The organism is Mesorhizobium sp. LSHC420B00 (assembly GCF_000503055.1).
Taxonomy (GTDB): Bacteria; Pseudomonadota; Alphaproteobacteria; order Rhizobiales; family Rhizobiaceae; genus Mesorhizobium.
On sequence record NZ_AYVY01000022.1, the window covers coordinates 14777 to 41063 of the forward strand.

The following is a 26287-nucleotide window of genomic DNA, read 5'->3' on the forward strand; positions in this document are numbered from 1 at the left end:
TGACGATCGCTTCGGCATTGCGCCGCAATCTTTCGCTGGCCGGCACCTCCCGGCTTGTCCTGTTTTTATGCATGTCGTTATCGCAAAACCGCTGGGCACTTTTGCGCGACATGCATTAGCCTCACACCGGGTTCGGCAGGTAGCTCGCGCCTCCCCGGCATTGTTGGAGATAATCCAGCGCACGCGCCTGGCCGGTGATCTCGAGATCGCCGCGATAGACCGGGTCGTGCCAGCCCTCGATGTCGATGGCACCTTTGTAGCCGACCAGCCGCAGCTCGCTGATCACCCGCGTCCAGTCGCTGTCGCCGAAACCCGGCGTGCGCATCTGCACGAACGGCAGGCGGCCGAACACGCCATGTTCGCGGATCACGTCCCAGCGCACGGTCGCGTCCTTGCCATGGACGTGGAAGATGCGCCGCGCCCATTTGCGGATCTGCGGGATCGGATCGATCAGGTAGACCAGCTGGTGACAGGGCTCCCATTCGAGGCCGAGATTGTCGTCCGGCAATTCGTTGAACATCAGCTCCCAGGCGTCCGGATTGTGGGCGATGTTCCAGTCGCCGCTGGCCCAGTTGCCGTCCATGGCGCAATTCTCGAAGGCGATGCGCACGCCCTTGTCGGCGGCGCGCTTTGCCAGCTTCCCCCAGACCTCGCGGAAGCGCGGCAGGCTGTCGGGCAGCGGCTTGCCGCGGATACGGCCAGTGAAGCCGCTGACCATGTTGGTGCCGAACAGATGCGCGTTGTCGATGATCGTTTCCCACGCCTCGAGCACGCCGCGATCGACTTCGCCGCTCTCCAGCGGGTTGCCGAACACGCCGATCGACGAGACGACGACATCGGCATCGCCGATCGCCTCGCGGATCTCGCCCGCCAGCCGCGGAATGTCCTTGCCGCCCAGCGTCTGCCAGAAGAACGGCTGGATGCTCTCGAAGCCGAGCGGCAGGATCTGCCTGACATAGGCGGCCGGGTCGTCGAGGTTGGCGCGCACCATGGTGCCGATCCTGATGTCGAGCAGCGGGTTTGGCATCATGATCCTTCCTGTTGAGCGATAGCGACCCGGCGCCCGGTCTCGGCGCTCTCGATTGCGGCGAAAACCATGGCCAGGCTCTTGATGTTGTCGGCGCCGCGCGTCTCCGGCTCGGTGCCGGTCTCGATGGCGCGGACGAAATCCTGGATGATGCCGAGATGGCCGCCGACGCGATCTGCCGGGTCGAGCGGCGGCACGGCGATCGGTTCGGTGCGGTCGAACAGGCCTTCACGGACCGGCCGCACGACTTCCGCCTTCAGCCCATCCTCGCCGTCCCAGACAATGCTGCCGCGCTCGGCGACAATACGCCATGTACTGTCCCAACTGGTACGGAAGCCGGCCGCGCACCAGCTGCCGGCATAGGTGAACAGCTTGCCGCCGCCGAGGTCGAAGCTTGCGGTTGCCGACGACCCTTGCCGATACCAGGAATTGGCCGGCTCCCACTCCTGGCAATGGACTCCGGTCGGTTCGCCGGCCACCATGTAGCGGGCCGCGTCGAATGTGTGGATCGCCATGTCGAGCAGCAGCACATGGCGCATCTCTTCGCGAAAACCGCCGAAATGCGGCGCAACGAAGAAATCGGCGTGGATGCTGGTCGCAGCACCAATGACGCCGGAAGCGAGAAAGCGCCGGATGCGCCTGACATTGGCGACATAGCGGCGGTTCTGCACGACGGCATGGATGCGCCCGGCGCTGCGGGCGGCCTCGACAATGGCACGCGCATTGCCCGGGCTGTCGGCCAGCGGCTTTTCGGTCAAGAGGTGGCAATGATGGGCAAAGGCGGAAAACGCGACCTCGCGGCGGGCGGCGGGAACCACCACGTCGAATACCGCGTCGGGCCTGGTCTGGTCGAGCACGGCGTCGAGGTCGGTTCCGATGACAGCGCCGGAAAGCTCGTATTCGCGCGCCCTCGCCCGCGCCCTTTCGGCGTCGATATCAACCAGGCCTACAATGGCGAGCCCGTCGATCTGCCTGGCCGCATCGAGCCAGGCCTTGCTCATCGCTCCGCAGCCGACCAGGACGACATTGATCATCCAGTGTTCCTCCCTCTCGGCCCCTCCAGACCGATCCTCACGGCATTCACGGCAGGGCCGTGAATGTTTTTCCGTAAACGTTTACGAGAACACACCCGATGGCGTAGAATGTCAATTGGCCGGTTGCGAAAAATCGTGGTGTCGGCTTGGCCCGGAGAGCAGCCGGTGCTAGCCAAGCATGGGGGAGAACTGTCCTTTGGCGTCCAGCATTCACGACCTTGCGCGTCACCTGAACATTTCGATCGGCACGGTGTCGCGCGCGCTCAACGGTCGCGCCGACGTCAATGCCGACACACGCCAGCGCGTGCTCGATGCGGCCAAGAAACTGAACTATTCACCGAACCAGTCCGGCCGCAGCCTGCGGCGCGGCGCCACCCATTCGATCGCCTTCATGCTGCAGCCGCATCCGGGCGACCAGGAGTATGGCGAGCCGTTCTTCATTCCATTCCTGACCGGGCTGCAGGCCAAGCTCGCCGAAAGCGGGCTCGACCTGATCGTGGTGATGGGCGCGCCGGGCGACTATCAGCAGGAGCGCCTGCGCCGTGTCGTCGAGACCCGCCGGGCCGATGCCGTGGTGCTGGCCTGGACGCGGCGCGAGGACGAGCGTATCGACTATTTGACCCAGGCCGGTTTCCCGTTCGCGACGCTAGGCCGCAGCCGCTCCGGCGGCGATTCCTATCCCTCGCTCGACCTCGACTTCGAAAAAGCCGGGGCAGACGCGGTCGACCGTCTCGTCGCGCGCGGCCACCGCCGCATCGCGGCCATCCGCCCGTCGCTCGACCTCAACTTCGGCTATCTGTTCCTTGCCGGCTATCGCAAGGCGTTGCGGCGGCACGGCATTGAGTTCGACCCCGAACTGGTCGCCGACGGCTTCATCAACGAGGCCGGCGGCTACGCTGTGACGCCCAAGGTCATGCGCTCCAAGGACCCGCCGACGGCCATCATCTTCAACAATGATGCGATGGCGCTTGGCGGTTGCAAGGCCCTGGCCGAAACGGGCATCAGGCCCGGCCACGACATCGCCGTGATCGTCATCGTCGACACGCCGCTTTGCCGCTATTTTTCGCCGGCGCTGACCGGCTTCCGCCCGGCGCTGGAGCCGATGGGCGAACGGCTGGCCGAAATGCTGCTGGCATCGATCCCGGCCTTCGCCGGCCCCGAAGGCGCCCGCATCATCCGCGAAGTCTGGCCGCTGGAGCTTATCGCGCGCGACAGCGATTGAGCGCGGCGGTCACCGAGCAGGTTCAGATTGATCAAGGCCCGCCGCGCTCGCGCTCCGGCGTTGCAACCAGCAAGGCCGCTGCGGCATTGGCGGCGGCAAGTGCCGCCTCGACAGGCTGCCCACGCGCAAGCCCCGCCGCGAAGGCGCCAACGAATTCGTCGCCGGCACCGTGGGTGCTGATGACCTTCACCGGCATCGCAGGCAAGGCGAACGCCTGGCCGTCGCGGTCGCGATAGGCGACCCCCTCCCCGCCGGCGGTGACGATGGCAGCCGGGTAGGAGCCGACGAGCATACCGGCCGCCTTCGCAGCACCCTCGAGTGTGTCGACGACCGGAACACCGGCCAGGAATTCCGCCTCGATGGCGTTGACGATGACGATGTCGGTGAGCGCGATCAGCTCGGCGGACAGTTTCCGGGCGGGTGCGGCGTTGAGGAGGACGCGGCCGCCATGCGCCTTCACCGCCCGCGCCGCGGCGATATTGGCGGCTTCTGGCACCTCGTTTTGCAGCAGCAGCACCGCCGTTTGCGCGATCTGCTCGGCCGCCTCCGCAATGTCCTTTTCGCCGAGAGTGAGATTGCTGCCCGAGACGATCACCGCGCCATAGTCGCCGCTGTCGTCGAAAATCGCTACGCTCATGCCGGAGCCGGCGCCAGGCGCTACCCGCACGAAGCGGCTGTCGACGCCGCAGCGGTCGAGATTGTCGAGAAGCGTGCGGCCGAAATCGTCATCGCCGACAGCTCCGATCATTGCCGCACGCACGCCGGCCCGCGCTGCCGATACCGCCTGGTTGCCGCCCTTGCCACCGCATTTTGGATGCCAGGCATGACCGGTCACCGTTTCGCCCTTGCGTGGGCGATCGGGGGCTTCGACCATGATGTCGTAATGCAGGCTGCCGAATACGGTGACCAGCGGCGGGGAAGCCGTCATGTGCCCCTGACTTTCACGAGCCGCTGCCTTTCATGAGTTCTTGTCTTTCCGTTTCGACGTCACCGCGGACATGGTGCGGCCGAGATTGCGCTCCGCCGCCTGGTAGTCGCGTTGCGCCACCGCGACGAACAGCGCGTCGAGGATGTTGAGCTGGGCAATGCGCGCCGCGGCGTTCTCACCCATCAACGGCGAGCCTTGCGCGGTCGAGCAGAGCACGATGTCGGCGACGGCTGCCAATGGCGAGTTATCGTAGTTGGTGATGGCCAGCGTGCGTGCGCCGCTTTTGCGCGCAAGCTGTATAGCGTCGATGACGGCGCTGGTGTTGCCGGAATGCGAAAAGCCGACGGCGATGTCGTCGGCGCCGAGCAACGAGGCCGACATCAGCATCATGTGCGAATCGTCGTAGACAGAGGTGCGGATGCCGATCCGAAGGAATTTGTGCGAGACGTCGCGCGCGATCTGGGCGGAACCACCAACGCCGTAGAAGTCACGATTCCTGGCGCGGTAAAGCAGATCGGCGGCGCGGTCGAAATCGTCCATGTCGAGGATCGCCAACGTCTCCTCCAGCGCCTGGATGGAGGTGCGGAACACCTTCTGCACGATCTCGGCCGAACTGTCGTCCACCGACAGTTCCTGATGCATCTCGGCGGTTGGCAGGCGGCTGTATTCATAGACCGCCGTGCGGAAATCCCGATAGCCGGAAAAACCCAGCTTCTTGGCGATCTTGACCACCATCGCCTCCGAGACGCCGGCCTCCTCTGCGATCTGCTTGAGCGGGATAGTCTCGTCGAAGCCGCGCCTGCCGAAGACGGTTTCCACCACCTTCGCCTCGAGCGGCGTCAGATGCGGCATCATCATGCGGATGCGCGGCCCTACTGCTTTCAGATCCAGCCCGGTCAATGTCATCCACGTCCCCTCGTCACGCGATCGATAAGCATCGCGGCGAGGATTATAAGGCCAGTTGCCAGGAGCTGATAGAAGGACTGCACGTTCATCAGCGTCAGGCCATTGCGCATGCTGCCAAGGATGACGGCACCCAGGATTGTGCCGACGACGCTGCCCTTGCCGCCCATCAGCGAGGCACCGCCGATCGCCGCCGCTGCTATGGCGTCGAGCTCCCAGAGATTGCCGAGAATGGGTTCGGCCGCACCCAACCGGCCGATCAGGATCTGTGCGGCAAGCGCCGCCAGCAGGCCCGAGATCATATACGCGGCGATCTTGGTGCGGGCGATCGGCACGCCGGCTATATAGGCCGCTTCCTCATTGCCGCCGACGGCGAGCAGATATTCGCCGAACGGCGTCTTCTTGAGGATGATCCAGGCAATCAGCGCGACCACGGCCACGATAATGACCGCCAACGGCAATCCGAACAGCGAGCCATTGAAGATGGCACGGAAGCCGGCAGGCAGGCCGAGCACCGGATTGCCGCCGGTATAGATCAGCGCCAGCGCCCGGTAGGTGCTGAGCGTTCCCAGCGTGACGATGAAGGGCTGCAGCCCGACATAGGCGACCAGCACGCCGTTGAGCAGGCCGCAGGCAAGGCCGATGGCGAAGCCGGCGGCGATGGCCAGCGGAAACGGCACGCCGGCAACCAGCATCGAGGCCGAGATGACTGCCGAAAGAGCTGCCGTCGGCCCGACGGACAGATCGATGCCGCCCGAGATGATGACCAGCGTCATGCCCAACGCCAGGCAGGCATTGATGCTCGACTGCGGCAGGATGTTGATCAAATTGCGCTCGGCAAAGAAGCCGGGGACCAGCGCCCCGAAGACAGCGAGGATCACCACCAGGCCGATCAGCGTGCCAGCGTCGCGCACCGAAAACCGGTGCAGGAAATCTGCGCTTGGGCGCGCTGCTGTGTGTTGGGTTATATCGGTCATCCGCTGGTCCTGTCCGTTATGCACCGGCCCGACGGCCTTGCGCCTTGCCGGCCTCAATCTCCGTTTGGGGTATGGCGTGCGCGGCGATCGCCTGTTCGCTGAGACTTGCGCGGCCCAGTTCGGCGGCGACCGTGCCGTCGCGCATGACCAGCACCCGGTCGGCGAGCCGGATCACCTCGGGCAACTCGGACGAAACGACGATTGCCGAATGGCCTTCGGCGGCGAGCTCCTCGATCAGGTGGTAGATCTCCGCCTTGGCGCCGACATCGATGCCGCGCGTCGGCTCGTCGAACAGAAGGATCCGCGTTCCCGCCGCCAGCCAGCGGCCGATGATCGCCTTCTGCTGGTTGCCGCCGCTGAATAGGCGGATCGGCCGGTCGAGCAGGAACGGTCTGAGATTGACGCGTTTCATCTTCTCGGCTGCCACGCGCTTCAGCCGGCGGTGGTCGATGACGCCGCGCGGCGCGAACACGCCCATCGACGCCAGCGCCATGTTGCTGGAGATCGACCGCAACGGCACGATGCCTTCGCGCTTGCGCTCCTCCGGCACAAGGCCGATGCCGGCGGCGATGCCGCCGCGCGGACTGGAAAGTTTTATCGCCTTGCCGTCGATCTCCATTGTGCCTGATGACGCCCGGTCGGCGCCGGCCAGCAATCGCAGCAGCTCGGTGCGGCCCGAGCCGACCAGGCCGGCAATGCCCAGCACCTCGCCGCGATGCAGGTCGAACGAAACGTCACGGACCTTGGTCGCCGAGGCGAGGCCACGCACGCTCAGCCTGATCTCGCCGGAAGCATGCGAGCGGTGTTGTTCCTGCGCAAGCTCGCGGCCGACCATCATCGAAACGACGGCCTTTTCCGACACCTGCGCGAGATCAACGGTTTCCACCACGGCGCCGTCGCGCATGATGGTGGCGCGCTGGCAGATGCCGAACACCTCGTCCAGCTTGTGCGAGACGTAAACGACGGCGACACCGTCGCGCGCCAGACCGGCAATGACTTCCGCCAGCCGTTCGAACTCGCTAGGCGTGAGGCTCGATGTCGGCTCGTCCATCGCCACGATCCTGGCGCGGTCGAGCAGCGCCCGGGCAATCTCGACGATTTGCCGCTGCGCCACCTTCAGGCTGCCAAGCGGGGCTGCCGGGTCGATGGTCGGATCGATGGCGGCGAGGGCTTCCGCAGCGCGGCGTTCCTGCTGGCGCCGGTCGACGAAGACGCCGCCGCGCATCGGCGGATGGCCCAGGAACATGTTCTGGGCAACGCTGAGACGTGGCACCTGCTGTAATTCCTGATGGATCATCGCGACGCCCGCGGCGCGTGCCTGGACCGGGTTGTTCAGCGTCACCGGCCTGCCGTCGATGAGCACGCTTCCCGCTGTCGGCCGGTAGACGCCTGACAGGATGCGCAGCAGCGTCGACTTGCCGGCGCCGTTCTCGCCAAGCAGGCCATGGATTTCGCCGGCGCCGACCGAAAAGGACACGTCGCTCAGCGCCCGCACGGCCGGAAACAGCTTGGAAATGCTATCGAATTGCAGCCGGGCTGACATTGCTTCGGTTCTCCAGGCAAGGTGCCAACCCAAGGCCGGCACCCGCCGCCTGCTCTATTGGCCTGCTGCCGCGTCCTCGAGCAGTGCCTTGCGCACGGCATCGCCGCCGCCGGAGTAACGGTCGGCATTGTCCTTGGTGATCAGCGCCTGCGGCGTGGCGACGACGCGCGGCAGCTTCTGCCCGGCCACCAGCCGCAGCGCCGATTCCAGCGCCACCTCGCCAGTCAGCACCGGGAAGCTGTCGACGGTACCGGTCAGCTTGCCGGCCCGGATCGAGGCATAAGCGTCGGAAATCCCGTCGGTGCCGAAGACGGCCACCTTGTCCTGCAGACCGGCCGCCTTGACCGCTTCGACGATGCCCAGCGCCATGCCGTCATTGTTGGCATAGAAGCCGATCAGGTCGGGGTGCTGCTGCAGGATGTTGGTGGCCGCGTCGTAGGAGGTCTGGCGATCCCAGTTGCCCGGCACGCTGGCGACGACCTCGAACTTGCCGGCTTCAGTAATTGTGGTCTTGAAGCCGTCGGTGCGCTGGACGGCGGCGTAGACGCCAGCCTGGCCTTCGACGATGGCAACCTTGCCGCCATCCGGCCGGTTCTTGATGAACCATTTGGCGACGCGCACGCCATTGTCGCGCTGGACATTGCCGACATAATACTCGGCCTGCGGGATGACCGCGTCATTGACGTTGACCACCGGCACGTTGGCTGCCTTGGCCTGTTCCATGATCGGCTGCAAGTTGGAGTCGGTCTGCGGTGAAACGAGCAGCACGTTGTAGCCTTGCGTGACCAGGCCTTCGGCGATAGTGAGCTGGCCGAGTTGGTCGCCCTCGCTCTGCGCCGCCTGGTAGACGACGGGCACGCCGATGCGGTCGCCGAACGACTTGTAGCCCTCGCCCAGCGAGCGCCAGTATTCGTTGGTCAGCGTTTTGGAGACCGCACCCGCCTTGGTGCCCTCGGGCAGCTTGGGGAAAGCCCCGAACTTGGCCTCGAGCTGCGACCAGTCGACGCGATCCTTCTCGGTGTCGGAACTGAGCGGCGCGAGGTCCGCGGATAACACCGAGCCGATGGACAGCGCCATCAGGGCAGCGGTAGCGGTGACGAGCAGAAATTTCATGGTCTTTCCTCCCTTGTTGAAAAACGGTGATGGCCGGCCTCAGTTGTCCGGCCCGAGCATGGCTTCCTGGATGATGGCCTGCGACGCGATCGCGTCCTGACGGTCGACGGCGGCTGACAGGCGGTTGTCGCCGTCCAGCCGATCGACGACGCGCAGCATGCGCTTGACGGTCGCGATGTTGACTTGGCATTCGTGGACCGGGTCGAGCCCGGTCATGTCGGGGAACGTGTCGAAGTAGATGGCGCCGGCGTAGCCGTCGCGGCGGATCTGCCTGAGCAGCTCGATCGTCTGCAGCGTATGCACGGCACCGACCATCAAGCCGTCGTCGCGCTTGGCGTAGCCATCGTTGAGGTGCACGCCGAGTAGCTTGCTGTGCCGTGCCACGAGGGCGGCGGCGAAAGCCGGCTGCTCGTCGGCATAGAGCACATGGGCGAAATCGAGCGTCACGCCGAGATTGGGCAGGCCGATCTCGCGGATCGCCAGCAAGGTCGTCGCCGCATCGGGCATCAGGCTGTAGGAGCGCGGCTCGTTGGGTTTGTATTCAAGGCTGATCTGACAGCCCGGATCATGCGCCGCAACTTCACGAATGCCATCTATTTCGTGTTGCCAGAGTGTTGCGTAGTCAGCCTGGAAGGCGTAGTCGAAGCCATCCTGCCCTAACCACAATGTCATCAGGCTGGCGCCGGCCTCGCGCGCGGCGTCGATGCCGGCCTTGGTCAGGTCGATTGCCTCGCGGCGAACGGAAGGATCCGGATTGGTGAAGGCCCCGAGCTTGAAGGCCGGATTAGAGTAATAGCGCATGGCGAAGCCATTGATGGAAAGCCCGAGATCGCCGAGTTTGCGTGCCATTTCCGCAGGTTTTTCATCGACATGGTCGGGGAAGTTGAGGTCGAGATCGGTCAACTCCGCAACCTTCGCCGCACGTGCCGCCATTTGCAGCATGAGATCGGAAGAGCGTCGTGTAGGGANATGGTCGGGGAAGTTGAGGTCGAGATCGGTCAACTCCGCAACCTTCGCCGCACGTGCCGCCATTTGCAGCATGGACGGTTTGCCGACAAGATCGGGCCACTCGGCCTGTGGCCGCGAGGCAAAGGAATTGAGGCGGGTGGCGAAACGGCAGGCTGTCATCGGGAACCTTTCATTATCATAACTTTACATAAGAATGATTATTTGTAAAGTTGTTAATTGCTCGTTCGGCGACGACGAATTCGCCATGCTCAGGCCAGTTGCGACCACGCGGGGACAAGCAAGCGCAGCACTGTCACGCAAGTATCATGTTCGCGTCCTAGATCGCTTCTCCGAAGGCTTTCGCGGCATTCTCGATGCGACGCGGCGCTTTTTCAGATCCCGGCTGTTTTGTCACAAAGAGGATTTCCATGAAAAACCTGCACCGAAACGCGTCCCTCGCAGTCGCGCTGGCGATGTTCACCGCCTTGACCCCGGCCTTGGCTGAAAACGCAGCGACCGTCGGCGGCGTCAGCTTCGTCAACAAGGGCCTGGTCGGTGTCGGTCGCATCCCGGCCAGCCAAAGGGACAAGTTCGGCGAGACGTTTGGCTCCGGCTCGGGCATGGCGATCGACGCTGCCGGCTGGACGCATGGCGCCGATGGCTATAAGGGCTCGCTGTGGCTGCTGCCGGATCGTGGCTACAATGTCGTCGGCACCACCGATTACCGTCCGCGCATCAACACGATTGCCATCGAATTCGCCCCGATCGCACCGGGTGCGGCACCAGCCGCCGGCCAGGAACAGTCGGGCCTCAAGGCAACCCTTGCCGACACCATGCTTTTGACCGACGACAAGGGCGCCGACGCAACCGGCCTCGATCCGCTCAACGGCGTGCGCGCCGCGACCGACGACATGCCGATCCTGCCCGAAGCCAACGGCAAGCTCGCGCTCGATAACGAGGCGATCGCGCGGCTGCCCGACGGCACCATGTTCATCTCGGACGAATATGGTCCGAACATCTACCACTTCTCCGCCGATGGGCGTCTGATGTCGGCAACACAGCCACCGGCGGCGCTTGTCCCGATGCGTCATGGAACGCCGAACTTCGCGTCCAACAATCCGGGACCGGGCGCGGCAGACCCAGATCCGAAGGATCCCGAAACCGGCCGTCAGAACAACCAGGGCCTCGAAGGCATGGCACTGACGCCGGACGGGAAGTTCCTGATCGCTGTGCTGCAATCGGCCCCCAGACAGGATGGCGGCGATTCCGCTTCGACGCGCCAGAACACGCGCGCGCTGGTCTACGATGCCTCGGATTCGGCCCAACTCAAGCTTGCGCATGAATATGTGGTGCCGCTGCCGGTGTTCACCGATGCCAAGGGCAAGACCAAGATTGCCGCGCAGAGCGAAATCGTGGCTCTGTCGGACAAGACCTTCCTGATGCTGGCGCGCGACAGCGGCAACGGCCAGGGGATGAAGGGCGACACCTCGCTCCATCGCGAGATCAGCGTCGTCGATGTGTCGGCGGCAACCGACATCGCCGGCACCGAGTTCGACAAGGACAAGCCGGTTGCGCCCAAAGGTGAGCTCGATCCCTCGGTGACGCCGGCCAAGCTGACGCCGTTCATCGACATCAACGACAAGAATGAGCTCGGCCGCTTCGGGCTGCACAATGGCGCGCCCAATGACCGCAACAACCTTTCGGAGAAGTGGGAGGCGATGTCGGTGGTGAGCGTCCTCGATCCAACACGGCCCGACGACTATTTCCTGTTCGTCGCCAACGACAATGACTTTCTCACCCAGGACGGCTTCCAGGTCGGCGCGGCCTACAAGGCCGAAGATGGCGCCGATGTCGACACGATGTTCCTGGTCTATCAGGTCACGCTTCCAGGCCTCGCCGGGAAGTAGCGACACCCCCAGGCAGGCGGACGCGCCGAACGCGTCCGCCTGCCTGGCACGATCGAACGGTCGGGCCCTTCAGTTGCGGCTCGCCGGCACAAGGATTGTGTTCTAGTGGGTTTGCAAAACCTAAGACTGATGATCCGTCGAAGGCACTTACCTCAACATCTCCGCGTCCTTTGGCACGCCCGCATCGATCGGCTCGGCCGTCCTGTCCGACACGGCGGCGATCTTCCCGGCGGCCGACAGGTTCGGGCGCACGAAGACCGGCGCGACGCCGTCGACGCGGCTGTAGAGGTCGATAATGTCCTGATTCATGAAGCGCACACAGCCGGAGGAAGCGTTCTTCCCGATGGAATCCCACTCCGGCGTGCCGTGCAGCCGGTACATCGTGTCCTTGCCGTCGCGGAAGAGATATAGCGCGCGTGCGCCCAGCGGGCTGTGCGGGCCGGGCGGCATGCCGTCCTTGTATTTCGCCAGTTCCGGCCGGCGCTGGATCATCTCCGGCGGCGGCGTCCAGACCGGCCACTTCTTCCTCGCCTGAACCACGGCGCTGCCGGTCCATCCGAAACCGGCCTTGCCGAGGCTGACGCCATAGCGAATTGCCTTGCCGCCGTCGCGCACCAGATAGAGGAAGTGCTCGGAGGTATCGACGACGATCGTGCCGGGTTTTTCTCCGGTCGGATCGGACACGATTTGGCGCACGAATTTCGGATCGACCTTGGCTACCGGGATTGCCGGCAGTTGATAGCCCTCGTCGACGCGCGCCGCATACATACTTGCGGCATCGCCGAAAGCCGGATCGCTTGGCGCCGCGGTCACTGGCGGCGGCGCTACGTCCGTCGTGGTGCACGCCGAAAGAGCCACGGAGGCCGCGCCCAAAGCGGATGCACCAAGAAACGCACGCCGGTTCAGGCGCTCAAAAAACAGCGGAATATCGGACATGAACCCCCGGCTTGCCCATGAGATCCAGGAAAGATGCGGCCCCACGCGTGCAGGATCAATATACGATTCCGGAAGCTTTGAGAACATGATTGGATCAAGGCACGCCAGGCGGAATTCGCAACGCTGCGTCGACCTGTCTCGTTAAATCGGCAATCATTGCGGACCGGACTCAAGATAAGCCTTCGCCGAGTTGCCTGCCATGGACGACAAGATGCCCGCGCGCCGGCGGGCCAGCGACCTCACCAGTGGACCTATCCCGCGTACATTGCTGCTGTTCGCCCTGCCGGTGCTCGGCTCCAATGTTCTGCAGTCGCTCAACGGCTCAATCAATGCCGTCTGGGTCGGTCGTTTCCTCGGCGAAGCGGCGCTGACCGCCACGTCCAATGCCAACCTCGTGCTGTTTCTCATCCTCGGCACCGTCTTCGGCATCGGCATGGCGGCGACCATCCTGGTCGCGCAATCGGTCGGCGCCCGCGATCTGCCCGAAGCCCGCCGCATCGTCGGCACCAGCGCCACCTTCTTCTTCCTTGTCTCGGTGGTGTTCGCGGTCTGCGGCTGGATCTGGGTCGATACAATCCTCAATGCGCTCGGCACGCCGGCCGATGCGTTGCCGCTGGCGCGCTCCTATCTGCGTATCATTTTTCTCGCCGTACCGATGATGAACCTGCTGTCCTTCGTCATGACGGTGCTGCGCGGCGCCGGCGATTCGCGCACGCCTTTCCTATTCATGGCGCTGGCCGTCGTGCTCGACGTCATTTTGAACCCGTTGCTTATTCTCGGCATCGGCCCGTTCCCCGAACTCGGCATCGCCGGCTCGGCCACCTCGACGCTGATCGGCCAGACGGTAAGCGTGCTTGCCATCCTGATCGTGCTTTATGCGCGCAAGCACCCGCTGCGGCTGGCCGGCGCCAATCTTGCTCTGCTGCGGCCGGACCCGGCGCTGCTGCGCATTGTCGTCTTCAAGGGCGTGCCGATGGGCCTGCAGATGATCGTCGTCTCGTCCGCGGCGCTGACTGTGATGGGCATGGTCAATGCCTACGGCTCGCAGGTCGCGGCTGCCTACGGCATAGCCGCCCAGCTCTGGACCTATATCCAGATGCCGGCGCTCGCCATCGGCGCCGCGGTCTCGTCCATGGCGGCGCAAAATGTCGGCGCCGGGCGCTGGGACCGGATCGGCCGCATCGCCGCGTCCGGCGTCGGCTTCAACCTTGTGCTTACCGGCGTGCTTGTCGCGCTGCTGTTCGTATTCGATCGCGCGGTGCTCAGCCTCTTCCTCAGCAGCGACAGTGCAGCGATCGACATCGCCACTCACATCAACAAGGTCGCATCCTGGTCCTTCATCCTGTTCGGCATCACCATCGTGCTCTTCGCCACTGTGCGTGCCACGGGCGCGGTGATGCCGCCGCTGATCATCCTGGTGATCTCGGTACTTCTGGTGCGCACCAGCTTCGCCTATTTCTTTCGAAGTGCGATCGGTGAGGAAGCGTTGTGGTGGAGCTTTCCGGCCGGCTCGATAACCTCGCTCGTGCTGGCCACGGCCTATTATCGCTTCGGCCGTTGGCGCAGCGTGCACATGATCGAGAGCCGGCCGGCTGCCGGCGAACCGCCGGATACCGGCCTCGGCGTGCCGCGCCAGCGCGCGCATCTTTCGCCCGAGACGCCGAACGGCTGAAAGGCCGGCTCAGCGCGCGTATTTCGCGCCAAACCCGAGCGCCACCAGGGAAAAGACGACAATCATGCCGGCAAAGGCCAGGCTCGCCACGGTCGCGCTTGCCACGGTCGACAGGATGCCGATGCCGATGACCGGCAGCGCGTTGCCGCAAAAACAGCAGATGAAGAAGGCCGAGACCACTTCGGCGCGCCGGTCCGCCGGCGCGATCTCGTTCACCACTTGCAAGCCGCCGCGATAGCCGAGCGCTGCCGACACGCCACACAGAGCACTTGCGGCGACCATGATGGCCATCGAGGCGAAGACCTGCGCCGCAACGATCAGTGCGACGCTGGGGATCATCAGCGCAAGTGCCGCAAACATCGCGGCCCGGCTCGAAAGACGCGTCGTCGCCACAATGGTGACGGCCGCCACGATCGACAATTCAAAGAACAGAGCGCCGGCTACCGCATGGTTGGCTACCTGCAGTTGCTGCGCCAGGATGCTCGGCGCGAGTGCCGCATAAAAGCCGACGAGCGCCATCGCGCCAAAGCCGGTCACCGCCGGCGCAACGAAATTTGCGCGGATGTCATCAGGCACGGAAAGCCGCGGCCGCATCGAGACGTCAGCCAGTTTTCCCGGCCGCGAAACGGTTTCCTGCGTACGCCAGATCAGCAGGGTTACGATCGCTAGCATCGCCAGGTGGACGACGAATATCAGCCTGAGCGGCCAAGGTGCGTATTCTGCGAGCAACCCGGCCCCCAGCGCACCAATGCCGAGGCCGAGAAAATTGGTGCTGGTGGCAATCGTCGCCGCCTGTGACTTGTCGTTGGCCGAGAGCAATTCGGCGAGCCAGGCCGTCCCAGTCCCGGCGCCGACGCCAATTCCCAATCCGCTCAAAATCCGGGCGATGTCGAGCCACGCGACATTTTCTGCGAACAGGAAAAACACCGCGCTGACGACGGCCACCGCCATCCCGGCCAATGCCATCGGACGGCGCCCGATAACATCGGACACACGGCCCAACATCAGCAGCGCTGCCAGATTGCCGATGACATAGACGGCGTAGACCAGCGTCAAAGTGATCTGCGAGAAGCCGAAGACCTGCTTGTAGATGATGTAAAGCGGCGTCAGCGCCGTGCTGCCGGCGAAAAGAGCCGCGATCATGGCAGCCACGGCAGCCGCTGCGGCGCTGCCGCCGAGTTCGTGATCGCGCGTCATGACTTGAGCGTGAGCTGTCATTTTTCGACCTTTTGCTGTTCGGGATCTGACACCAAACGCCTTTTTCGCGTCAGCCGTTCCCCCTTCCCGACTTGCTCCTGACAAGTTTGGCAGCTTTGCCGATGGCGCTGAGCGAGATCCTCTTTTAACCTCAGCGGATTGTCAGGGGAGATTCATGGGCAAAGGACGGGTCGAGGCATTCACCGATGGCGTGGTCGCCATCATCATCACCATCATGGTGCTGGAATTGAAGGTGCCGCATGGCGAGGATTTTTCCGCGCTGGCACCACTCTGGCCGATATTCCTCAGCTATGTGCTGTCCTTTATCAATGTCGGCATCTACTGGAACAATTTGCACAACATGTTCCATACCGTGCAGCGGGTTGACGGCCGCGTGCTGTGGGCGAACCTCAACCTGCTGTTCTGGCTATCGCTGATGCCGGCGACGACAGCCTTCATGGGTGAGAACCATTTCGCGCCCGTGCCGGTCGCCGTCTATGGCGTCGACCTGGCGCTCTGCGCCATCGGCTTCAACATCCTCACCATGGCCCTGCATCGACTGCACAGCAGCGAAACCCTTTTCGCCAGGGCATTGGGCAATGACCTCAAGGGAAAGATCTCGCTGGCCCTCTATATCGCCGCCGTCGCACTGACCTTCGTCAATCACTGGATCGGTGTCTCGATCTATGTCCTGGTAGCGCTGATCTGGTTAGTGCCGGACAGGCGCTTCGAGCGGCTAATCGAGAAATAGACAGACCATGATCCCGAACCGAAGGACCGCGTCAGCGAAAAGTGGATGCCGGTTTTCGGAAAAGATCATGGTCCAACGAGAAGATAGAGCCCATCCCGAATTTTATCGGGATGGAACAGGCTCTAGCCTCGCATTTCCTTCAGCTTTTCCGCTACCGAGGCGGCAAGGTCGGCGTAGCGCTCCTCCAGCCGCTCGGCCGCCTTGATCACTGAAAAATCATGGCCGAACTTTTCCAGCGCCATACGCAGCTTTTCGACGAACTCCGCCTGTTTTTCGAGCGCCGAAAAAAGCGTTTTCACTTGCGCTTCGCTGATGTCGGGATTGGCAAGCATTTGCGGCACTTCGCGGCTCATCTGGTCGCCGGTTGCGGTCTGTTCTTTCAGGATCTCGATCCAGTCGGTCAATCGTCAGTCTCCTTTTTCGATATCAGCATGCGCAGCGCCCGCCGACGCGGTCAACCCGAAGATACCGGCATCGGCTTGCGCGAGCCTCGTTCCGCGCTAAGTTCGCCGCGGCCAGAACAGGAGAAAATCATGACCACCAACGCCGAGATCCAGACCGCCCTGCCCGCACTTGCCTCCGGTAATGTCGCCGTCATCACCGGCGCGGCCAGCGGCATCGGCCTTGCCGCGGCCAAACGACTAGCGGCGATGGGCATGAAGATCGTGCTGGCCGACATCGGCGGCGCACGCCTCGATGAGGCCCGACACGCCGTCGCCGCCATCGCCGGCGAGAGCGCCGTGCTTGCCGTTGCAACTGACGTCTCGAAAGCCGACGAGCTCGACCGACTGGCCGAACGGACATTCGGCGCCTTCGGCGACGTCTCGCTGCTGATGAACAATGCCGGCGTCGGCAACAACCCCGGCAAGCCCTGGGAGAACCGCGAGGCCTGGAAGCAGTTGCTGGACATCAATTTCTGGGGTGTCATCCATGGCGTCGAGGCCTTTGCGCCGCGCATGCTGGCGGCGGGAAAGCCGGGTCTGATCGTCAACACCGGCTCCAAGCAAGGCATCACCACGCCGCCCGGCAACCTCGCCTACAACGTCTCCAAGGCTGGCGTGAAGACCTATACCGAGGGCCTTGCACACGCGCTGCGCAACGAGCCCGGCGCCAATGTCGCGGCGCATTTGCTCATTCCCGGGTTTACCTTTACCGGCCTGACCGAAGGTGCGACCGAAAAGCCGGCCGGCGCCTGGACCGGCGAGCAGGTCATCGACTTCATGCTGGCCTCGGTGCTGCGTGGCGATTTCTACATCCTGTGTCCCGATAACGAGGCGACCCGGTCCATGGACGAAAAGCGCATGGCTTGGGCGATTGGCGACATCATCGAGAACCGCCCTGCCCTGTCGCGCTGGCACCCGGACTACAAGGAAGCCTTTGCAGCATTCATGAAATGATCCGGCGAACGTCGCGCAGGAACCCGGACAACAGGCTCCCTCACGCCGAAGCGTGCTTCTTCGCGTTGCGCTTCTTGGCCACGGCTTTGGGTGCGGCCATGTCGGCAACCTGTTCGTCGTGCCGCTTCGCCGCGCGTTCACATTTGGCCCGGATTTCCTCGACTTCGGATTCGGTCAGGTGCTCGATGCCGATAAAGGTATTCTTGGCTTTGCTGACGCGGATCAACTCGTCGAGCTTGGCCTGGATCGCTGCACTGTCGCGGTTCTGGGTGTTCTGGATGAGAAACACCATCAGGAAGGTGACGATCGTGGTGCCGGTATTGATGACGAGCTGCCACGTGTCGGAAAAGCCGAAGACCGGACCGCTTGCCGCCCAGACCACAATGATCAGGAAACAGACGGCAAACGTCGGCGGCAGACCGGCAAGATGGGCGATATGGTTGGCGATCCTGGTGAACAGCTTTTCGATCATGGCAGGGAGAAACAATCGGCAACTGATTCGAGTTCCCTGCGAGGAGGAATTCACGGTCAAACAGCGCACGCGCCGCGCTCGCAACGATCAGGCGGCGTCGTTTTCCCAGCGGTCGAGGAAAGCCTCGATAGGCAAGGCCTGCATGTCGGGGACTGCCCTGGCCAGTTTCTCGACCGGCCAGTCCCACCAGGCAAGACGTTCGATCCGTGCCGCAGTTTCCGCGCTGAAGCGCTGGTACAATGGCTTGGCCGGGACGCCGGCGACGATTGCATAGGCCGGCACGTCGCGCGTCACCACCGCGTTGGCACCGACGATCGCGCCATTGCCGATCACTATGCCAGGCATGATCACCGCGCCATGGCCGATCCAGACATCATGGCCAATGCTGACGGCTTTCGCCCGCCGCCGGTCGCGGAACGCCTGATCGACACCCAGCCAGCGGAAGTACTCGTTGGGCCGGTAGCTGATCTTGTGTTGCGTCAGCCGCTCGACCGGATGCTCCAGCGCATTGATGCGGCTGTTGGCGGCGATCGAGCAGAACTTGCCGATCGTCGTGTAGATCGCCTCGGCGTGGCGCTCGAAGTAGGAGAAGTCGCCGACCACCACCTCGCGCAGGATGACCCGCTCGCCGATCGACGCATAGCGTCCAAGCTTGCAAGCCTTCAGCTCCGCCGTCGGATGGATGCGCGGCTCGGGATCTTTCAGGACAAGGTGTTCGGGACGGTCCATGCGCGCGCTTTACGCCGGCACGCATAGTCTCGCAAGCCGAGTGCAGCGCCGCGCATCCGTTTGGATGCGCCAAGGACCCTGTAGCACCTTCAGTCTCTATTTCGGCTTGCCGCTGGTCCACACCACGTTCTGGCCGTAGAGCGGCACGGTGGTGACCGACATTTTTGCCGAGCCATCCTGCACTTGGCGCGAATGCGAGAGGTAGATCAGCGTCTCGTTGGCCTTGTCGTAGATCCGGTTCACCACCTGCTTTTTCCAGATCAGGCTGATGCCTTGCTTGAACACCTCCTCGCCGGCCTCGCTCATGTCGATATCGCCAATGGTGATCGGCCCGGTCTGGCGGCAGGAGATCGAAGAATCGGACGGGTCCTCGAACCAGTTGCCTTTCTGCAGGCGGTCGATCATGCCACGGTCGAAATAGGAGACGTGGCAGGTCACGCCCTCGACCTTCGGATCCTTGATCGCCTCGACGATGATGTCGTTGCCGAGCCAATCGACGCCGACCTTGCCGACTTCCTCGGCGACGGCCGCGCCGGCACCAATGACCAGGCATGCGGCCAACGCGCCGCCAATCAATTTTCGCAAAGAGGCCTCCTGCGGTTCGAATTTTGCCGACCTCAGGTGGGACGAACGGCAGCGCTTTGCAAGCAGATCGCCTTCCCACTGGATTGCCGGTTGCGGCAACGCGACATCTTTGCGTCGGCGCGACCGAACCGCTAAGAGTGTTCGCCAAGCCAGGGCCTTCACGGCGCCAATATGGCGGCCGATGGAAATCACGACGGACTTTCACTGATGATGCGTTCAATTCTGGTCGGCATTCTGCTCTTGATGGCCGCAGGCATCGGCTGGCTCACCTTCGACTGGTACCGCGGACATTATGGCGGCGAGCCGTTCGGAGCGCCGTTTACGCTGGTCGACCAGAAGGGCGCGCCGGTCACCGAAGCCGCCTTTCGCGGCCACCCCAGCGTCGTCTTCTTCGGCTTCACGCATTGTCCGGAAGTCTGCCCGACCACGCTTTTCGAGTTGGCCGGCTGGCTGAAGACGATGGGCGACGACGGCAAGAACCTGCGCGCCTATTTCGTTACGGTCGACCCGGAGCGCGACACGCCCGAAATCATGAACACCTATGTCAGCAATTTCTCCGATCGCATCCTCGGCATCACCGGCGATCCCGACAAGGTCCACGCCATGGCCAAGTCCTTCGGTATCTACTGGAAGAAAGTCGACACGAACGACGGCGACTACACGATGGACCACACCGCTTCGGTGCTGCTGCTCAATGCCAAGGGCGATTTCGCCGGCACCATTGCCTATGGCGAAAGCCCGGACGCCGCCATCGCCAAGCTCAAACGGCTGGTGGCGGAAGGTTGACATATCCGGTAATGACGCAGACGCGTTTGTATTTCACCGCGGGCAAGATCGAGGCTGATCGCATCTTCGCGGCGCTCGGTGCGGCGTTCGACGATGAGGGCCTGCCGGTTGCGGTGCTCGAGGTCGACGAGGACCGCGACATCCACGAAGTATCGCTCTATGCGGACGACAACGTCGATGCGGTCGAGGCGCGGCTTAGGGACATCCTTGCCGGACTGTCGCTGTCGAAATCGATAGAGCGCGAAGCGCTGCCCGACATCGACTGGGTGGCGCGCTCGCTGGAGGGGTTGAAGCCGGTGCGGGCCGGGCGCTTCTTCGTCCATGGCGCGCATGACCGCAGGAAGCGCCACAGCGGTGAGCTCGCCATCGAGATCGAGGCCGGCCTTGCCTTCGGCACCGGCCATCACGGCACCACCGCCGGCTGCCTCGAAATGCTGGAGCAGGTCATAGAGCGCGAGCATCCGCGCAACGCGCTCGACCTTGGCACCGGCAGCGCGGTGCTCGCCATCGCGGTGGCCAAGCTCGCTCATATTCCAGTGCTGGCGACCGACATCGACCCGGTCGCCGTCAAGGTGGCCGCCGCCAATGCGCGGCTGAACCATGTCAAGGCGCTCATTGAAACGGTGGCTGCACCCGGTTTTCATCATCCGATCTTTGCCGCGCGTGCGCCCTTCGACCTGATAATTGCCAATATATTGGCGCGGCCGCTGATGCGGCTGGCGCCGCAAATGGCCGGGCATATCGCGCGCGGTGGCTCGATCGTTTTGTCAGGCATTCTCGAGCGCCAGCGCGACGCGGTGATCGCGGCCTATGTCGGCCAGAAATTCCGGCACGTCCGCACCTTGCACCGCGAAGGCTGGGTGACGATCCATCTCAAGCGCTGAGGCGCCGCGCCTTCAACGCATCCGCTCGGACCTAGCGAGAGTTCGCCGCTTTCTTCAGCTCTTCGCGATCGTAGCCGTGAGCTTTCAGCGTTTCGTCATCAAAGCCAAGCAAAACGCCGCTCACATACCGGCTCGCTTCGCGCTGGCGAGCTTCGATCAGCGCGTTCACAGCGCTTCTGAAAAATCCGCGTCTGGCTGAAATCGTGGACATGATGGTCTCCTTTGCAGGCAATAAGACACGTTCCTCCACGTTAAGAAGGTAAGCCTTGCTGACGCTTTTTGAAATCGCCGATTCTGCATGGCCTCCATGCGCAAAAAGAGGCTGTCGCGACCAGGCATGATCGTTCCGAAAATCGATTCCGATTTTCGAGGTCATGCGCTACGGTCGCGCCAGCATTCGAGGAGAGCCCACATGTTCCAGACCTTCGATTCCGCCGGCGATCCGGCCGTTGGCAAGCCGCGCGTGGCAATGCTACGCCAATGGTTGGCGGCGAATGGGCTGGACGGCTTCATCGTGCCCCGCGCCGATGAGCACCAGGGCGAATATGTCGCCGACCGCTCGGCACGGCTGAAATGGCTGACCGGCTTCAGCGGCTCGGCCGGCGTCGCCATTGTGCTTGGCAAGCGCGCCGCCATGTTTGTCGACGGGCGCTACACGCTGCAGGTGCGCCAGGAGGTTGATCTCGACATCTTTTCGATCGAGAGCCTTGTCGACAACCCGCCGGCCAACTGGATCAAGGACAATCTCGGCAAGGGCGTGCGGTTGGGCTTCGATCCATGGCTGCATACGATCAGCGACGTCAAGGCGCTGAGGGCCTCGGCCGTCAAGTCCGGCGCGATACTGGTGCCGCTCGAACAAAATCCGATCGACGCCATTTGGCAGGACCAGCCCGGGCCGCCACTGGCGCCGGTCGAGATCCACCCGATCGGCTTTGCCGGCGAACTGGCCAAGGACAAGTTGGTCCGGCTGGCGGCAGCCATCGAGAAGGAGGGCGCCACCCATGCCGTATTGACCGACCCCTCCTCCATCGCCTGGGCCTTCGACATCCGTGGTGGCGACGTGCCGCACACACCGCTGGCGCTCGGCTTTGCCGTGCTCGCCGCCGACGGATCGCATCTGCTTTTCATGGACCAGCGCAAGTTCTCACGCACCGTCGCAGCCTATCTGACGCAGCTCGCCGAATTGCACGAACCCGGTGAATTCGAAACAGCGATCGTCACCCTGGCCAAGGGCGGTGCAAAAATCGCGCTGGACCCCGCTCTGGCGGCGGAGAAGCTCAGCATGCTGGTCGAGGACAATGGCGGCACCGTCACTGCCGCACCGGATCCGGCCCGCATCCCACGCGCAACGAAGAACAAAGCCGAGATCGCCGGCGCCCGCGCCGCGCATCGCCGTGACGGAGCCGCCGTCGCCAAGCTGCTGTGCTGGCTCGACCGTCAGGAACCCGGCACGCTCGACGAGATCACCGTTGTCACCAGGCTCGAGGAGACGCGCCGGCAAACCGGCGACGAAACACAGATGCCGCTGCGCGACGTCTCGTTCGACACAATCTCCGGCGCTGGTCCCAACGGCGCCATCATGCACTATCGCGTCTCCCGCGCCACCAATCGCAAACTGGAGCATGGCGAGCTGTTCCTGCTCGATTCCGGCGGACAGTACCAGGACGGCACCACCGACATCACCCGCACAGTGCCGATTGGCGCGCCGACGGAAGAGATGCGCGAGCGCTTCACGCTGGTGCTGAAAGGCATGATCGGCATCTCCATGCTGCGCTTTCCACTGGGCACGCGCGGCTCCGAACTCGATGCCGTAGCGCGCCTGGCGCTATGGAGACACGGCTGCGATTTCGCCCATGGCACCGGGCACGGTGTCGGCTCCTATCTTGCCGTACATGAGGGCCCGCAGCGTATCGCCAAGACCGGCACCGAAAAGTTGCTGGCCGGCATGATCGTCTCCAATGAGCCCGGCTATTACAAGGAAGGTTCTTACGGCATCCGCATCGAAAATCTCGTCCTGGTCACTCCGGCTGAGATGGTCGAAGGCGGTGACATCGCCATGCATGGCTTCGAGACGCTGACGCTGGCGCCGATCGACAAGCGGCTGATCCGGTCGGATCTGTTGACGCGTGACGAGTTGCATTGGCTCGACGAATACCACGCGCGGGTGCTGGCCGAGATCGGACCGATGCTCGACGGCGAGACGCTGGCCTGGCTGGAAAAGGCAACCGCCCCGCTGCCGCACGACTTTAAGCAATAGCGGCGGCGGCAACGCCGGTTGACAGGCTTTGCTCCGCAAGCAGTTCTTGCAAAGCCGTGACGTTGGGAGAACCGGCTCCCTTGCGCCAGAACAACACCGTGACGGCGTTGTCTTCGTCAGAGGGCAGTTCGTGCAGCTTTAGCCAGCGGCTCTCCGGGAAACCCGAAAGCACACTTTTCGGCATCAGCGCTATGCCCATGCCAGCCACCACGCAACTAAGGATGGCATGGTATGAACCAAGCTCGATGGTTTTCTCGGCCATGAACCCTCTGCGCGCGTACCATTGTTCCAGCCGCTTGCGGTGCGGGCAGCCGTGCTCGAAGGCTATCATGGTTTTGGGCATGTCCAGGCGGTCGTCGATCGAAACGCGCGATGCCGCCGAGACAATGATCAGCTGCTCCTGGAATGCGGGCAGCTTTTCGAACGGAGCGTCGGCGATGGGCTCGGCGGCGAACGCCGCATCGAGCTCGCCGGCAAGCATGGCGGTCGCGAGAACCTGAGGATTGCCGGTGCGCAACTGGATTTCCACTTCGGGATAACGTGCGTGATAGTCGGCGAGCAGACTTGGAAGCCGGGCCGCGGCGGTGCTCTCCATGGCACCTAGGCGAAGCGTGCCGCGCGGGCGTGGATCGAGCATCGCCGTTCGCGCCTCCTCCGCAAGCGCCAGCAGCCGATCCGCATAGCCGACCAATTTGTGACCGGCCGGCGATACGTGCAGGCGCTTGCCCTCCCGGATAAACAGCTGCACGCCGAGATCCTCCTCGAGCTGCCGGATGCGTGTGGTCACGTTCGATTGCACTCGAAACAGTTTTTCCGCTGCCCTGGTGATTCCGCCCTCGCGCACCACCGTGCGGAAGATGCGCAGATCGGCCAAATCCATATATCTCTCCTGGAGAACATAACGATCTTAATTATTCATTTTAGCTGATTAGCCCTTTCCCGTAAATCGTCGGTGTAGCTGCCGATCAACACGGCAAACCAGGGGAGATGGAAATGTCGCCTGAGCCCTTCGGCATCCAGCCGATCGATCTAAGCGCATTGACGCCGAAGCAGCGCGAGGCGCTCTATAGCGGCGCCGTGCGTCGCGCCCACCAGGAGAGAGCGGAGGCGATCCGGCTGAGCCTGTCGCGGGTCGCGTCGATATTCAAGAAGCCTGCTGGCTGGGCAGGAGCTATTGTTTCGTTCGCTGGGCTTATGGGCGCTGCGGCGAAGCGTACGATCAGAAGTGGTGATTTTCGCAATGGCGGTGGGTCGGCTATCGACCGGACCGCAGCATCACCCTGAGTGCGAAGCCGACCTGGCTTGTGCTGCCCAACAACTGCGTGACCGACATCACACAGACGACGCCAATCTGCAGGGGATTGACCGCAGCCTTACTGCTGCCAACCGGCTTTCTTCAACAGATCCGCCATCTGGTCTGCCCAATGTGGATTGCGCAGCCTGAGCGGCGCCAAGGCATCGCCTGTAGGGTTCTCCATCTCCCGCATCAGTTCGACGCAAGATCTTGCCTCCGGCAGACGGCCAAGCGAGACGTAGCAGCAGGCGAGTGTTTCATAGGTGGGTCGCCACGTGGGACCGACCTTGCGAGCCTCAATCGCCGCGACGAGCCCCTCGTTTGCCTGCCCCGCAAATAGATAAGCGAGCGCCAGGACATTAAACCAGACGAAGTTCTGCGGATCGTACCGGTTCAACATAAGGCCGTGTTCGAGCGGCGCTATCGCTTCGGATGCGCTGCCGCGGAAAAGCTGCCCCATTCCCATAGCCAGATGACCAAGGGCGAAACTTGGGCTGATCTCGATCGCTCTTTCCGCAGCAAGAACGGCTTGTTCCTGCGCATTGGCATATATGCTGCAGATGGCGAGCGCATAATGCGAATAGGGATTTTTCTCGTCGAGCCGAACCGCCTTCAGGGCTGCATCCAGGCCTTCTCGGATATCCTGTGCCGGCTTGTCGCTCCAGCCGTAAGCGACGATGCCGGCGCTCACCCGACCGAGCCAGAGATGGGCCTCTGCGAGTTCAGGATCGAGCTTGCACGCCAGCCGAAATAACTCGCGGCCACGCAAGTGAGTTTGACGGCCGACGTGGTGAAAATGCCAGGTACCTTGCCGCACCAGGTCCCAGGCCGTCGCATTTCCGCTGTTGCGTCCAACGGCTGGGAGCGACTCCGTCTTGAGCAGTTCGGGTTCGATCGCACCAGCCACCCGCTCGGCTATGGCATCCTGGACGGCGAACGCCTCCGTCAGTTCCATCTCGTATCGTTCGGCCCAGATCTGATTGGCCGAGGCGGCATCGACCAGTTGCGTCGAGACCCGGATCTGCTGGCCGGACCGGCGCACACTTCCTTCCAAGACATAACGGGCGCCAAGCTCGCGGGCCACCTGTTTGGAGTCGACCGACTTGTCCTTATAGACGAAGCTGGAATTGCGCCCGATCACCCGGAACCATCGGAACCTTGTCAGCGCGGTGATGATGTCCTCGGTGATGCCGTCAGCCAGATAGGCCTGTTCCCTGTCGCCGCTGACATTGGCGAACGGCAACACCGCAATGGACGCCCTTTCGGAGAGACCCGCCAGTTGGCTCGGAAGCGCATCGTCTGCAGCGGGGTCAAGCACATGAACACTGCCGGCGAAGCGATATCCGGTGCGGGGGACGGTGGCGATCCATTCGCTGCCGTCCGGCTGCGGGCCGAGTAGCTTGCGCAGGGCGGCAATCTGCACCGAAAGATTGCTTTCCTCGACGACGGCATCGGACCAGGCGGCCTCCATGAGGGCCGTCCTGCTCAGCGCCTGCGTCGGTGCCTCCACCAGGGCCTGAAGCAACGACAAGCCTTTTTGCCCGACCGCAACTGGCTTGCCCTCGCGAACAAGCGTCCCGCGCAGCAGGTCGAGCACGAACGGCCCGAACGCGAAGCGTCGCGGTGCTGAAGCATCTCGCTTTCCGGCTTCGGAAGAATTCGGAACTTTTCGCCTCCTGTTAAGGACTTCGGACGGGGGACTGATCATTCTGGCCCTCCTTCGCA

The 26287-nt window shown here is 63.4% G+C and carries 25 protein-coding genes; 9 read left to right on the forward strand and 16 right to left on the reverse strand.

Features of this window, described 5'->3' with window-relative positions:
• Nucleotides 1–121: 121 nt before the first annotated feature.
• Both X760_RS64450 and X760_RS64455 read right to left on the reverse strand, forming a co-directional pair.
• A complete protein-coding gene (locus X760_RS64450) occupies nucleotides 122–1030 on the reverse strand; it encodes a sugar phosphate isomerase/epimerase (RefSeq protein ID WP_031194578.1) in 909 nt (302 codons plus the stop codon).
• Complete coding sequence (locus X760_RS64455; protein WP_023721160.1) at nucleotides 1027–2061, reverse strand: Gfo/Idh/MocA family oxidoreductase; 1035 nt, start codon at nucleotides 2059–2061, stop codon at nucleotides 1027–1029. The genes X760_RS64450 and X760_RS64455 overlap by 4 nt, the downstream gene beginning before the upstream one ends.
• A 196-nt stretch (nucleotides 2062–2257) precedes the next feature.
• Here X760_RS64455 and X760_RS64460 point away from each other — a divergent pair, with 196 nt between their 5' ends.
• A complete protein-coding gene (locus X760_RS64460) occupies nucleotides 2258–3283 on the forward strand; it encodes a LacI family DNA-binding transcriptional regulator (protein WP_023721161.1) in 1026 nt (341 codons plus the stop codon).
• A 31-nt stretch (nucleotides 3284–3314) separates the two neighbouring features.
• Here the strand turns inward: X760_RS64460 and X760_RS64465 are convergent, their stop codons facing one another.
• The 5 genes from X760_RS64465 to X760_RS64485 are packed head-to-tail and all read right to left on the reverse strand — an operon-like array spanning nucleotide 3315 to nucleotide 8747.
• Nucleotides 3315–4211, reverse strand: coding sequence for a ribokinase (locus tag X760_RS64465; RefSeq protein WP_023721162.1), 897 nt, complete (start codon nucleotides 4209–4211; stop codon nucleotides 3315–3317).
• Between the two features lie 30 nt (nucleotides 4212–4241).
• A complete protein-coding gene (locus tag X760_RS64470; protein ID WP_023721163.1) occupies nucleotides 4242–5117 on the reverse strand; it encodes a MurR/RpiR family transcriptional regulator in 876 nt (291 codons plus the stop codon).
• Complete coding sequence (locus tag X760_RS64475) at nucleotides 5114–6091, reverse strand: ABC transporter permease (RefSeq protein WP_023721164.1); 978 nt, start codon at nucleotides 6089–6091, stop codon at nucleotides 5114–5116. Before X760_RS64475 ends, X760_RS64470 begins: the two co-directional genes overlap by 4 nt.
• 16 nt (nucleotides 6092–6107) lie before the next feature.
• Complete coding sequence (locus tag X760_RS64480; RefSeq protein WP_023721165.1) at nucleotides 6108–7634, reverse strand: sugar ABC transporter ATP-binding protein; 1527 nt, start codon at nucleotides 7632–7634, stop codon at nucleotides 6108–6110.
• A 54-nt stretch (nucleotides 7635–7688) separates the two neighbouring features.
• Entirely contained in the window at nucleotides 7689–8747 is a 1059-nt protein-coding gene (locus tag X760_RS64485) for a substrate-binding domain-containing protein (RefSeq protein WP_023721166.1), read from the reverse strand.
• A 1376-nt stretch (nucleotides 8748–10123) separates the two neighbouring features.
• On the opposite strand from X760_RS64485, the gene X760_RS64495 reads away from it, so the two are divergent.
• Nucleotides 10124–11602: an esterase-like activity of phytase family protein gene (locus tag X760_RS64495; RefSeq protein WP_023721169.1), complete on the forward strand. Its 1479-nt coding sequence runs from the start codon at nucleotides 10124–10126 to the stop codon at nucleotides 11600–11602.
• A gap of 147 nt (nucleotides 11603–11749) precedes the next feature.
• Here X760_RS64495 and X760_RS64500 read toward each other — a convergent pair whose 3' ends face one another.
• Complete coding sequence (locus tag X760_RS64500) at nucleotides 11750–12538, reverse strand: L,D-transpeptidase (protein ID WP_023721170.1); 789 nt, start codon at nucleotides 12536–12538, stop codon at nucleotides 11750–11752.
• Nucleotides 12539–12737: 199 nt separating this feature from the next.
• Here X760_RS64500 and X760_RS64505 point away from each other — a divergent pair, with 199 nt between their 5' ends.
• Nucleotides 12738–14210 (forward strand): MATE family efflux transporter, encoded by a 1473-nt coding sequence (locus X760_RS64505; RefSeq protein WP_023721171.1) that lies wholly within the window; start codon nucleotides 12738–12740, stop codon nucleotides 14208–14210.
• A 9-nt stretch (nucleotides 14211–14219) separates the two neighbouring features.
• Here X760_RS64505 and X760_RS64510 read toward each other — a convergent pair whose 3' ends face one another.
• Nucleotides 14220–15407, reverse strand: coding sequence for an MFS transporter (locus X760_RS64510; RefSeq protein WP_031194580.1), 1188 nt, complete (start codon nucleotides 15405–15407; stop codon nucleotides 14220–14222).
• Between the two features lie 175 nt (nucleotides 15408–15582).
• Between X760_RS64510 and X760_RS64515 the strand changes: the two genes are divergently transcribed.
• The gene (locus X760_RS64515; protein WP_023721173.1) at nucleotides 15583–16158 is read left to right on the forward strand and encodes a TMEM175 family protein; all 576 of its coding nucleotides are present in this window, start codon (nucleotides 15583–15585) and stop codon (nucleotides 16156–16158) included.
• A 122-nt stretch (nucleotides 16159–16280) separates the two neighbouring features.
• Here X760_RS64515 and X760_RS64520 read toward each other — a convergent pair whose 3' ends face one another.
• Nucleotides 16281–16562 (reverse strand): hypothetical protein, encoded by a 282-nt coding sequence (locus X760_RS64520; RefSeq protein WP_023721174.1) that lies wholly within the window; start codon nucleotides 16560–16562, stop codon nucleotides 16281–16283.
• A 129-nt stretch (nucleotides 16563–16691) separates the two neighbouring features.
• On the opposite strand from X760_RS64520, the gene X760_RS64525 reads away from it, so the two are divergent.
• A complete protein-coding gene (locus X760_RS64525; protein ID WP_023721175.1) occupies nucleotides 16692–17555 on the forward strand; it encodes an SDR family NAD(P)-dependent oxidoreductase in 864 nt (287 codons plus the stop codon).
• A gap of 40 nt (nucleotides 17556–17595) precedes the next feature.
• Here X760_RS64525 and X760_RS64530 read toward each other — a convergent pair whose 3' ends face one another.
• The 3 genes from X760_RS64530 to X760_RS64540 all read right to left on the reverse strand — a co-directional run bounded on the left by X760_RS64530 (nucleotide 17596) and on the right by X760_RS64540 (nucleotide 19341).
• Nucleotides 17596–18027: a low affinity iron permease family protein gene (locus X760_RS64530; protein WP_031194582.1), complete on the reverse strand. Its 432-nt coding sequence runs from the start codon at nucleotides 18025–18027 to the stop codon at nucleotides 17596–17598.
• An 87-nt stretch (nucleotides 18028–18114) separates the two neighbouring features.
• Nucleotides 18115–18756 (reverse strand): DapH/DapD/GlmU-related protein, encoded by a 642-nt coding sequence (locus X760_RS64535; RefSeq protein WP_023721177.1) that lies wholly within the window; start codon nucleotides 18754–18756, stop codon nucleotides 18115–18117.
• Nucleotides 18757–18852: 96 nt separating this feature from the next.
• Nucleotides 18853–19341: a CreA family protein gene (locus X760_RS64540; protein WP_023721178.1), complete on the reverse strand. Its 489-nt coding sequence runs from the start codon at nucleotides 19339–19341 to the stop codon at nucleotides 18853–18855.
• Nucleotides 19342–19548: 207 nt separating this feature from the next.
• Here X760_RS64540 and X760_RS64545 point away from each other — a divergent pair, with 207 nt between their 5' ends.
• On the forward strand, nucleotides 19549–20127 hold the full coding sequence (locus X760_RS64545; protein ID WP_023721179.1) for an SCO family protein: 579 nt from the start codon (nucleotides 19549–19551) through the stop codon (nucleotides 20125–20127).
• Nucleotides 20128–20138: 11 nt separating this feature from the next.
• On the forward strand, nucleotides 20139–21011 hold the full coding sequence (locus tag X760_RS64550) for a 50S ribosomal protein L11 methyltransferase (protein ID WP_023721180.1): 873 nt from the start codon (nucleotides 20139–20141) through the stop codon (nucleotides 21009–21011).
• Nucleotides 21012–21042: 31 nt separating this feature from the next.
• Here the strand turns inward: X760_RS64550 and X760_RS79170 are convergent, their stop codons facing one another.
• The gene (locus tag X760_RS79170) at nucleotides 21043–21387 is read right to left on the reverse strand and encodes a hypothetical protein (protein WP_348633244.1); all 345 of its coding nucleotides are present in this window, start codon (nucleotides 21385–21387) and stop codon (nucleotides 21043–21045) included.
• 36 nt (nucleotides 21388–21423) lie between these two features.
• On the opposite strand from X760_RS79170, the gene X760_RS64560 reads away from it, so the two are divergent.
• Nucleotides 21424–23268, forward strand: a complete 1845-nt coding sequence (locus X760_RS64560; protein WP_023721182.1) for an aminopeptidase P family protein — start codon at nucleotides 21424–21426, stop codon at nucleotides 23266–23268.
• On the opposite strand, the gene X760_RS64565 is transcribed toward X760_RS64560, so the two are convergent.
• Nucleotides 23258–24148, reverse strand: a complete 891-nt coding sequence (locus X760_RS64565) for a LysR family transcriptional regulator (protein WP_023721183.1) — start codon at nucleotides 24146–24148, stop codon at nucleotides 23258–23260. The two genes, X760_RS64560 and X760_RS64565, sit on opposite strands and share 11 nt — an antisense overlap.
• Nucleotides 24149–24261: 113 nt before the next feature.
• Between X760_RS64565 and X760_RS64570 the strand changes: the two genes are divergently transcribed.
• Nucleotides 24262–24552: a hypothetical protein gene (locus X760_RS64570; RefSeq protein ID WP_156948172.1), complete on the forward strand. Its 291-nt coding sequence runs from the start codon at nucleotides 24262–24264 to the stop codon at nucleotides 24550–24552.
• A gap of 89 nt (nucleotides 24553–24641) precedes the next feature.
• Here the strand turns inward: X760_RS64570 and X760_RS64575 are convergent, their stop codons facing one another.
• The gene (locus X760_RS64575; RefSeq protein ID WP_084642880.1) at nucleotides 24642–26270 is read right to left on the reverse strand and encodes a winged helix-turn-helix domain-containing protein; all 1629 of its coding nucleotides are present in this window, start codon (nucleotides 26268–26270) and stop codon (nucleotides 24642–24644) included.
• Nucleotides 26271–26287 lie beyond the last annotated feature (17 nt).

What these genes read in the sequence shown, in the direction of transcription:
- X760_RS64465 (WP_023721162.1), bottom strand. Translation starts at nt 4,211, where the DNA reads ATGACGGCTTCCCCGCCGCTGGTCACCGTATTCGGCAGCCTGCATTAC.
- X760_RS64455 (WP_023721160.1), bottom strand. Translation starts at nt 2,061, where the DNA reads ATGATCAATGTCGTCCTGGTCGGCTGCGGAGCGATGAGCAAGGCCTGG.
- X760_RS64560 (WP_023721182.1), top strand. Translation starts at nt 21,424, where the DNA reads ATGTTCCAGACCTTCGATTCCGCCGGCGATCCGGCCGTTGGCAAGCCG.
- X760_RS64485 (WP_023721166.1), bottom strand. Translation starts at nt 8,747, where the DNA reads ATGAAATTTCTGCTCGTCACCGCTACCGCTGCCCTGATGGCGCTGTCC.
- X760_RS64575 (WP_084642880.1), bottom strand. Translation starts at nt 26,270, where the DNA reads ATGATCAGTCCCCCGTCCGAAGTCCTTAACAGGAGGCGAAAAGTTCCG.
- X760_RS64500 (WP_023721170.1), bottom strand. Translation starts at nt 12,538, where the DNA reads ATGTCCGATATTCCGCTGTTTTTTGAGCGCCTGAACCGGCGTGCGTTT.
- X760_RS64570 (WP_156948172.1), top strand. Translation starts at nt 24,262, where the DNA reads ATGTCGCCTGAGCCCTTCGGCATCCAGCCGATCGATCTAAGCGCATTG.
- X760_RS64475 (WP_023721164.1), bottom strand. Translation starts at nt 6,091, where the DNA reads ATGACCGATATAACCCAACACACAGCAGCGCGCCCAAGCGCAGATTTC.
- X760_RS64535 (WP_023721177.1), bottom strand. Translation starts at nt 18,756, where the DNA reads ATGGACCGTCCCGAACACCTTGTCCTGAAAGATCCCGAGCCGCGCATC.
- X760_RS64470 (WP_023721163.1), bottom strand. Translation starts at nt 5,117, where the DNA reads ATGACATTGACCGGGCTGGATCTGAAAGCAGTAGGGCCGCGCATCCGC.
- X760_RS79170 (WP_348633244.1), bottom strand. Translation starts at nt 21,387, where the DNA reads ATGACCTCGAAAATCGGAATCGATTTTCGGAACGATCATGCCTGGTCG.
- X760_RS64450 (WP_031194578.1), bottom strand. Translation starts at nt 1,030, where the DNA reads ATGATGCCAAACCCGCTGCTCGACATCAGGATCGGCACCATGGTGCGC.
- X760_RS64565 (WP_023721183.1), bottom strand. Translation starts at nt 24,148, where the DNA reads ATGGATTTGGCCGATCTGCGCATCTTCCGCACGGTGGTGCGCGAGGGC.
- X760_RS64545 (WP_023721179.1), top strand. Translation starts at nt 19,549, where the DNA reads ATGATGCGTTCAATTCTGGTCGGCATTCTGCTCTTGATGGCCGCAGGC.
- X760_RS64510 (WP_031194580.1), bottom strand. Translation starts at nt 15,407, where the DNA reads ATGACGCGCGATCACGAACTCGGCGGCAGCGCCGCAGCGGCTGCCGTG.
- X760_RS64550 (WP_023721180.1), top strand. Translation starts at nt 20,139, where the DNA reads ATGACGCAGACGCGTTTGTATTTCACCGCGGGCAAGATCGAGGCTGAT.
- X760_RS64515 (WP_023721173.1), top strand. Translation starts at nt 15,583, where the DNA reads ATGGGCAAAGGACGGGTCGAGGCATTCACCGATGGCGTGGTCGCCATC.
- X760_RS64525 (WP_023721175.1), top strand. Translation starts at nt 16,692, where the DNA reads ATGACCACCAACGCCGAGATCCAGACCGCCCTGCCCGCACTTGCCTCC.
- X760_RS64505 (WP_023721171.1), top strand. Translation starts at nt 12,738, where the DNA reads ATGGACGACAAGATGCCCGCGCGCCGGCGGGCCAGCGACCTCACCAGT.
- X760_RS64530 (WP_031194582.1), bottom strand. Translation starts at nt 18,027, where the DNA reads ATGATCGAAAAGCTGTTCACCAGGATCGCCAACCATATCGCCCATCTT.
- X760_RS64495 (WP_023721169.1), top strand. Translation starts at nt 10,124, where the DNA reads ATGAAAAACCTGCACCGAAACGCGTCCCTCGCAGTCGCGCTGGCGATG.
- X760_RS64480 (WP_023721165.1), bottom strand. Translation starts at nt 7,634, where the DNA reads ATGTCAGCCCGGCTGCAATTCGATAGCATTTCCAAGCTGTTTCCGGCC.